The 7,615-nt window shown below is 44.8% G+C and carries 11 protein-coding genes; 10 read left to right on the plus strand and 1 reads right to left on the minus strand.

The window, feature by feature from the left end; genetic code table 11:
• Positions 1-130 precede the first annotated feature (130 nt).
• A complete protein-coding gene (locus BP822_RS07345; RefSeq protein ID WP_273271610.1) occupies positions 131-706 on the minus strand; it encodes a DNA-binding response regulator in 576 nt (191 codons plus the stop codon).
• Between the two features lie 441 nt (positions 707-1,147).
• Here BP822_RS07345 and BP822_RS07350 point away from each other — a divergent pair, with 441 nt between their 5' ends.
• From BP822_RS07350 to rpl12p, 10 genes are all read left to right on the plus strand, one after another.
• Positions 1,148-1,972, plus strand: coding sequence for a hypothetical protein (locus tag BP822_RS07350; protein WP_286878067.1), 825 nt, complete (start codon positions 1,148-1,150; stop codon positions 1,970-1,972).
• Positions 1,973-2,000: 28 nt separating this feature from the next.
• On the plus strand, positions 2,001-2,327 hold the full coding sequence (locus BP822_RS07355) for a hypothetical protein (RefSeq protein ID WP_286878068.1): 327 nt from the start codon (positions 2,001-2,003) through the stop codon (positions 2,325-2,327).
• A 1-nt stretch (position 2,328) separates the two neighbouring features.
• Positions 2,329-2,634 (plus strand): hypothetical protein, encoded by a 306-nt coding sequence (locus BP822_RS07360; RefSeq protein WP_286878070.1) that lies wholly within the window; start codon positions 2,329-2,331, stop codon positions 2,632-2,634.
• 15 nt (positions 2,635-2,649) lie between these two features.
• A complete protein-coding gene (locus BP822_RS07365) occupies positions 2,650-3,075 on the plus strand; it encodes a hypothetical protein (protein ID WP_286878071.1) in 426 nt (141 codons plus the stop codon).
• Between the two features lie 232 nt (positions 3,076-3,307).
• Positions 3,308-4,534 (plus strand): transposase, encoded by a 1,227-nt coding sequence (locus BP822_RS07370; RefSeq protein ID WP_286878072.1) that lies wholly within the window; start codon positions 3,308-3,310, stop codon positions 4,532-4,534.
• A gap of 73 nt (positions 4,535-4,607) precedes the next feature.
• Positions 4,608-5,063: a transcription elongation factor Spt5 gene (locus BP822_RS07375; protein ID WP_013720297.1), complete on the plus strand. Its 456-nt coding sequence runs from the start codon at positions 4,608-4,610 to the stop codon at positions 5,061-5,063.
• Between the two features lie 11 nt (positions 5,064-5,074).
• Positions 5,075-5,551, plus strand: coding sequence for a 50S ribosomal protein L11 (locus BP822_RS07380; RefSeq protein WP_013720296.1), 477 nt, complete (start codon positions 5,075-5,077; stop codon positions 5,549-5,551).
• Positions 5,552-5,635: 84 nt separating this feature from the next.
• On the plus strand, positions 5,636-6,268 hold the full coding sequence (locus tag BP822_RS07385) for a 50S ribosomal protein L1 (protein ID WP_013720295.1): 633 nt from the start codon (positions 5,636-5,638) through the stop codon (positions 6,266-6,268).
• Positions 6,269-7,243, plus strand: coding sequence for a 50S ribosomal protein L10 (locus BP822_RS07390; protein WP_013720294.1), 975 nt, complete (start codon positions 6,269-6,271; stop codon positions 7,241-7,243). It abuts the gene before it with no gap.
• Between the two features lie 30 nt (positions 7,244-7,273).
• On the plus strand, positions 7,274-7,582 hold the full coding sequence (gene rpl12p, locus BP822_RS07395) for a 50S ribosomal protein P1 (RefSeq protein ID WP_286858398.1): 309 nt from the start codon (positions 7,274-7,276) through the stop codon (positions 7,580-7,582).
• The last annotated feature ends 33 nt before the right edge of the window (positions 7,583-7,615 follow it).

A 7,615-nucleotide genomic window follows, 5' to 3' on the forward strand; every position in this document is an offset into this window, starting at 1 on the left:
AACAGGAGAATATTATAAATCTGTTAAAAAGTTGGAAAGTACATAATCGTTAATGAGTATTAATTATAAAGTGTTATAAAATGTATTGATAAATTTATAACTTGGTAATTTAAAGAATTAAGCAGAGGTACTAGGCCTCTGCCGCTTCATAATCAGTATCGATGGTATCTTGCAGGCCATCCTCGGTGTGGACGGTGACCATGCGCTCAGAGACATCCTGATCGGATAGGATCTCCAAAAACCTTTTAGTGTAGCCATCTCTCTCCGATGCCTTCTGGCTGTCGAAGATATTCCTGTATTCGGAAATCGTTGAAGGAGCTACGCGAAGGGCTTCGGCCATATCCTTGACCGATCGGTTGGCCTCTGCAAGGCGAATAAACTCGTCTTTATCAAATGGTGGTTTCAGATCTGTCTCCCTGAAGAGGTGAAGCTTTATTCTCGCTCGACTGACGGTTTTATTGAGGGCTCTGTCGCCCAACTGCTCGGCAATCTCAGTATCGCTCAATCCTTTATAGAAAAGTCTTACCACAGAGGATAACTGTTCAGGAGTCAGTTTCGTCTGGATGTTGTATTGCTTTATCATCTCCCTTACTACTCCCAAAAGGGCTTGTTCAATCTCGCCGCTTCCCCGGAGGCTGCCATGCCGGGTAGCCTGCTTTTCCACGACCTTGGTGGTGGCGCCAATCTTGAGTACGAGGTCACGCAACTGATCAGTCCTACCACTCATTTTAGATACTCACCCCTCAACAATCACCTTGGCTAATGGTATAAAGAGATTTCGATTGATTAGGCTTTGCATGAGAAGTCGATTCTGCAAATTTAGTCGCGTGCCTGCAAAGAAAGTGACAGATTTGATCAGTGCATTAGTTATATCAATATATAACGACCTTGACCATACTTATGAAAAAATTGGGAGTTGTATCTATTTTCTGGCCTCGTCATCGATAAATTGCATTAAATCTGTTTGAATCTGCTCACATGTTTGGCGTATCTCTTAATTAACTTCGCAAAAAATTTTATTATATTCTAACCATTCTCTTTCATGGCTCATAAGCTTTATACTTCATTAGATCTTTCAAACGCGCGTTAAAGAGGGATAAGTATTAGCGCCGATCTTGTATTCACGATAATAAATCAAGAATTGGAAGTGGCAAAGAAGGCAGTTAAGGAAAATAAACTCGAATTTTTATCCTTTGTAGGCAATAGAATCATGATGAATCTCCTTGTAGAAGATCATCCCAAGCTAATGCTATTAGGATACATGATAAGAGAATTGGGCGGAGAACTGCGCAACCTCAACCAAACTCGCAGTAAAATATACTCTAGCATAAAAGAAGAATCAATAATTTATTTGAATGACCTACAAGAACAAATATGCAACAGAAACACAAATTCGGGCATTTATTGGAACAAATTTTACACCATAGAAGAAAAATTAAGAAGATTTCTCATGAATGATATCGAGGCATCGGTTTACGATGAACAGAATGAATTTGCAAAAATTTTTAGCATGAAACTAGCGGAAATATCTTATTCTAGAAGAAAGGAAGAAAATACAATTATAAATCAAATCACAAAGACAACTTTTGAGCTAGGCAGGAATTTTAATCAACATGGAGGGAAAGAGGCGCTTGTTATTTATTTAGTCTTTAAGTCTATTGATGATTATTGTAAAAATCTAATTGAAGAACCCAACCAAGAAAATCGAAGATATTTACTCAAAGTGCAGGATTATTTAAATAAGATAAACAAATTATTGCCTATTGTATCCAACTTAGACAAGCTATACGAGGAGTCCAATTTAATCATTGATGAGATAGGGCGAGAAACAAGAATGCTCTATCTCTCTCGCAAATTCCCTCCGATGGAAGAGAAAGAGTTGATGCTTCCCGACGATGCCAAAAAGAAAATCGATGAAATCGTTAAACAATCACTTAATATAAATAAAATTCAAAATGCTGTGGAGGAATAAAAGCAACTGGTTCGTTAGGGATGTTTAAATGGCGGTTGCAAATTTTTCTGATGAAGACTATAGCACATGGCCCTTAAAATTAAAATATGATTTAGATAGTTACATGTCTCAAGAAAGGGACTTGATAGATAGAGAAATTTTGACCTATAGAGAATGGCAGGACAAGCTAGTTAAAATGGGGGAAATAGAACAAGCAAAGGAAATAGAGGACCTCATAATGGAGGTCATAAAGAATTCGGCTGACCGGCAAGGATATAGGAAAAAATTTGCAATAAATATTTCGGGGTTGCTATCCAAACAAGGAAATTTTGAAAAGGAGATCGAGGAAACTAATGCGAGAATGGAGAGGGATTAAAATGAGCATGACCAACGTTAGACCTATATATTATATAACAAGTCCAAAAAATAATATTAAATTAGATGGGATTAAAATTATGAATTTAAGAGAGAAATTTGATGATTTCGATTTTTCTTCAACCGAATTCGGTTTCACATTAAAATTTAAATATTTAAATATAATAATTTCAAAGCGCGGGCAAATACAATTATCCTTGATATCCGCCGGAGTATTATCACGAAACCTGAATCTTCTTTCGAATATGGCAAAAAAAATTAACTTTGTATTAGACATAGAGGATTATTCAAAAGAGATTATGATTTGATTTAGTGATGCTATGATGGACATATTTTTATACATACAAAGAAATAATCCTACAAATTACTATTTGCCGCTTATATCCGTCATTTCCGGTTTGTTCGGAGTTTTTTTAGGATATTGGCTAAGAGAAATAACCGAAGATTATCAAGAAGAATTTTTTGCTCTACAAACAACGGTTGATTTATTAGATGCCGATCCCTCTGAGGAAAGACAACGAAATATTATAAATTTTTATAATGAATTGCGCTTAAATTTGAGGGCAAGGAGATTAAATACTTTTGATTTGATGAAAGCTATATTAAAAATGGCTTTAGGAAACGACGATTCAACTAGAGAAGAATATGTAAAAGAAAGATCTAAAATCGATTCTCGGTTAGAAGACCTAAAGAAAAGAGGACGCACCCATAGAGCTATATTAATAATAAAAGATTCTTTTTCTCGATGACAATTTTCTCTCCATCTATTCTTGCAACCAACTCCTCACCAACTTTAAATGGAAAGGCGCTATCCCTAACAAATTCGCTTGGCAAATTAATTGTATGTCGCGATTTCACCGCATAAATTTTGACGTTTGCCTGTCCAGTCATGTGGTCAACCTTGTATGCTTATAGTATATATTATTGTCTATACTGAAGTATAAGCAAGCTATAAATACCTTCATTGGTATATACTGTAGTATGCGAGATATGAGAGAGAAGCGGGGCAAAGCAATAGCTGATCAAGGCAATCAGATCAAGAAGGTCAATGATCACTCTTTCAAGGTAAAATCCCAATCAGGAAAAGGTGTCTATGAAGTCAAAGCAACCCCAAGCGGCATGACTTGCACTTGTCCGGATTTCGTTTATCGTGGGGGAAAGTGTAAGCACATAGCAGCAACGCGATACTACCTTGAAATCGAGAAGGACACCCCACAAGGAACCGTTACTGAGAAGGTCCACCTGACCTATAAGCAAGCATGGGACGCATACAACGCCGCGCAAATGGCAGAGGTTAAGCTATTCGATGAGCTGTTGGAGGACCTGGTGAAAGCCATTCCAGAACCAGAGCAGACTATGGGGCGGCCACGCATACCACTTCATGAATCCCTGTTCTGCGCGATCCAAAAGGTCTATTCTCAGCTTTCCAGCCGACGCGCGCATGGCCTCTTCCAGAACGCGACCGAAAAAGGACAGATAGGCCATGCTCCCAACTTCAACCAGCCATCGATCCTATTCAGAAATCCAGACATAACCCCCATTCTACATGAGTTAGTCACGCTCTCCGCTCTGCCAGTTGCGGGAATTGAGGTTGATTTTGCGGTCGATTCAACAGGCTTCAGGACGACTCAATTCAGCGCCTACAACGGGATGAAGCATGGTCAGAAGAAAGAGCATCAATGGGTAAAGGCTCACCTTTGCGCAGGCGTAAAAACCAATGTGGTAGCTGCTGTGGCAATCACCGATGCATATAGCAATGACTCCCCTCAATTCGGTCCTCTTGTTAAGAAAACCGCCAAGGGCTTCACCATCAATGAGGTATCTGCTGATTTGGCTTACTCATCGCGCCTCAATCTTCAGTTAGTGGCAAATGAAGGCGGTAAGGCATACATCCCATTCAAGAAGAACGCTACTGGCAAAGCCAGAGGATCAACGCTTTGGAGCAAGATGTATCATTACTTCCAGATTAACCGCGATGATTTCATGGAGCACTACCATAAGAGGAGCAATATCGAGGCTACAAACGCCGCGATAAAGCGCAAGTTTGGCGAAACTCTGAAGTCCAAGAATCCTGTTGCTCAGGTAAACGAGCTACTTGCTAAAATAATTGCGTACAACTTAACCGTGGTAATTCATGAGATGTACGAAAATGGGATACAACCTGAGTTCCTGCAAATTAAGTCTGATGCTTGCAAAGAAAGTCCCTAAAATTAGGGACTTTACATGCAAAGCCGATTGATTACAAAGCTTTTTATAGGCGGCCCTCGTCTAAAAAGGCGGAATGTCCGAGACCAGCATATATGTTGTAAAGACCACTGCTAACCAAGAACGATCAGTGGCCAACATGATCGCCCAGATAGCGCGCAAGGAAAAGTATGATATAAGGGCACTGCTGGTTCCAGATGTGCTGAAAGGCTACGTACTTGTGGAATCACCAGCTCCAGAGATTGTGGATCAGGCGATCCAGGGAATACCGCATGCGCGTTCTGTGATCAAAGGGGCCTCAAATATAGGAGAGGTTGAGCACTTTCTCACCCCCAAGCCTGCAGTTATCGGCATCAATGAAGGTGCAATCGTTGAGCTCATATCCGGGCCGTTCAAGGGAGAGAAGGCAAGGGTCAAGCGCGTGGACCTTGCTAAAGAAGAGATAACTGTAGAGCTCTTCGAGGCCATGGTTCCCATCCCCATAACAGTGCGGGGAGATCACGTTCGCGTTCTCAGCAAAGATGAAACTTAGAGGTGATTTATTTGGCTAATGTTGTAGAAGCATTGGTCCCAGGCGGAAAGGCTAGCGCGGGACCACCTTTGGGGCCGGCTCTTGGACCTCTGGGCGTGAATGTCGCCCAGGTGGTTGCCAAGATCAATGAAGAGACAAGCGATCTCAATGGAATGCAGGTTCCAGTTAAGGTCATTGTGAAGTCCAGAACAGAGTTCGAGATCGAGGTTGGAACGCCGCCCACATCGGCATTGATCATCAAGGAGGTCGGTGGGGAAAAGGGCACTGGAGATAAGACAACAATCGGTGACCTTACAATGGAGCAGGTCCTGAAGATCGCGAACATCAAGAGAAAGGGCCTTCTATCCAAATCGCTCAAAAATGCCGCTCGCGAGGTAATAGGTACTGCAGGATCGGTGGGCGCCACCGTGGATGGAATGTCCAGCAAGGATGCCCAGCTGGCAGTGGCCAGCGGCAAATACGATGAGATATTAGAAGCGAAGGCTTAAATATAGTGCTATGATCTGAGTTTTGATTCTCTTTTTTGAGAAGCCGTAGGAGACCATAAGAGTCGCAGACTACGGAGGGTTGAAATGGATATCGAAGAAGCCGTAAAGCAGGCTATCACTGAGGCCCCTGCCAGGAAGTTTGCCGAGAGCGTGGATCTGGCGATAAACCTCCATAATATCGACCTATCCCTGCCCGGGAATAGAGTCGATGCCGAGGTTATCCTTCCCCACGGACTGGGCAAGCCTACCAAGATCGCTGTATTCGCTGCCGGTGAGACTGCCCTGCGCGCCAAGAGCGCGGGAGCAGACCGGGTAATCTCCGGGGATGAGATCAAGGAGTTCGCCGGAGATAAGAGAGCAGCGCGCAAGCTGGCGGACGAGTACAAGTTCTTCATCGCAGAGACTCAGTTCATGCCTGTCATAGGAAAGAGCCTGGGTTCAATCCTGGGCAAGAGGGGCAAGATGCCCACGCCACTGCCGCCAACGCAGGATGTCACCCCGCAGGTGCAGAGGCTTAAGAACATGACAAGGATCAGGTCCAGGGACAGGCCAACCTTTCACCTGACGATTGGGAACAGAAATATGAATACCAAAGAGCTGGCTGATAACATTGAAGCAGTGGTCGTCAAGCTCGAACAGACTCTAAAGGATGGTCGGCATAACCTGAAATCAGTTTACGTCAAGACCACCATGGGCCCTTCCATAAGGGTGATCTAAATGGCTGGACAGATCCGTCACACTACCCATATACCGGAATGGAAGGTCAAAGAGGTAGATGAGCTGGTTGATAAGATCAGCAAAAGCAGAGTGGTGGGAGTTGTAGGTCTTCGTGAGATCCCGGCGGACAATCTGCAGAAGATGAGAGGGGATCTGAGAGGCAATGTGGAGATAAGAATGGTGAGGAACACCATTGCCCGCCGTGCCCTGGAGGCTTCCCCCGTCCAGATAAAACCACTGGCCGACTTCATTGAGGATCAGACAGCATTGATCTTCAGCGATCTGAACCCCTTCAAGCTCAATAGCATGCTGGAGAAGGGCAAGCAGCCCATGCCCATCAAAGCTGGCACCCGTGCCCCCAAGGATATTGTGATCGAGGCAGGTGAAACTTCTTTCTCGCCAGGTCCCATGGTCGGCAAACTGCAGGCTGCAGGCATCCCCGCGGCAATTAAGGGCGGAAAGGTGGTCATCAATCAGAAGATCACCCTGGCCAAAGAGGGCGAAGTTGTCCCTGCCAAGACCGCAGAGATCCTTAAGACCATGGAGATCTTCCCCAGAAATGTAGGTCTGGAGCTGAGAGGCGCCTATGAGGGCGGCCTGATATTCAGCTCCAAGGATCTAGCCATAGATGTGGAAGGCCAGGTCGCCAGGATAAGCGAGGCTTCTGCTAAGGCATTCAGCTTTGCAGTGGAGATCGGATACCCCACGCCAGCTACAATTGGACCCATGCTTCAGAAGGCCCAGACCAAGGCCAGAGCCCTGGTGCTGGATGCGGGAATGATCATCCCCAGCATGATGGAGTTCATTTTGGCCAAGGCGGCCGCTAATGCAAGTGCCATCGCCGGCCTTGCCAGCGGCCAGAAGGCTCAGGCTGCACCTGCAGCCACAGCAGCGCCCGCTGCAGAGGAAAAGCAAGAAGAGAAGAAGGAAGAAGAAGGAGACACCGCTGCAGGACTTGGTGCTCTATTCGGTTAATTTGGTCTTAATTAATAGAGGTTGATATAAATGGAATACGTATATGCTGCATTACTGCTTCATAGCGCAGGCAAAGATGTTACTGAGGAAGGAATAAAGAATGTCGTCGCAGCCTCTGGTGTTGCTGCGGATGATGTCAGAATCAAGGCCTTGGTGGCCGCTTTAGAAGGCGTGGACATCTCCAAGGTCCTCTCTCAGGCCGCTGCAGTCCCCGTAGCCGCTGCCGCAGCGCCCGTCGCTGCTGCTGCCGCTGCACCCGCAGCCAAAGAGGAAAAAGAAGAGAGCAAAGAGGCTGCAGAGGAGAGCGGAGTAGAGGGCCTGGGCGCCCTTTTCGGCTGAAGCTCTCCACAGCCTTTTCTTTTTTATCTCGGC

Source organism: Methanosaeta sp. UBA458, assembly GCF_002496085.1.
Taxonomy (GTDB): Archaea; Halobacteriota; Methanosarcinia; order Methanotrichales; family Methanotrichaceae; genus Methanothrix; species Methanothrix soehngenii.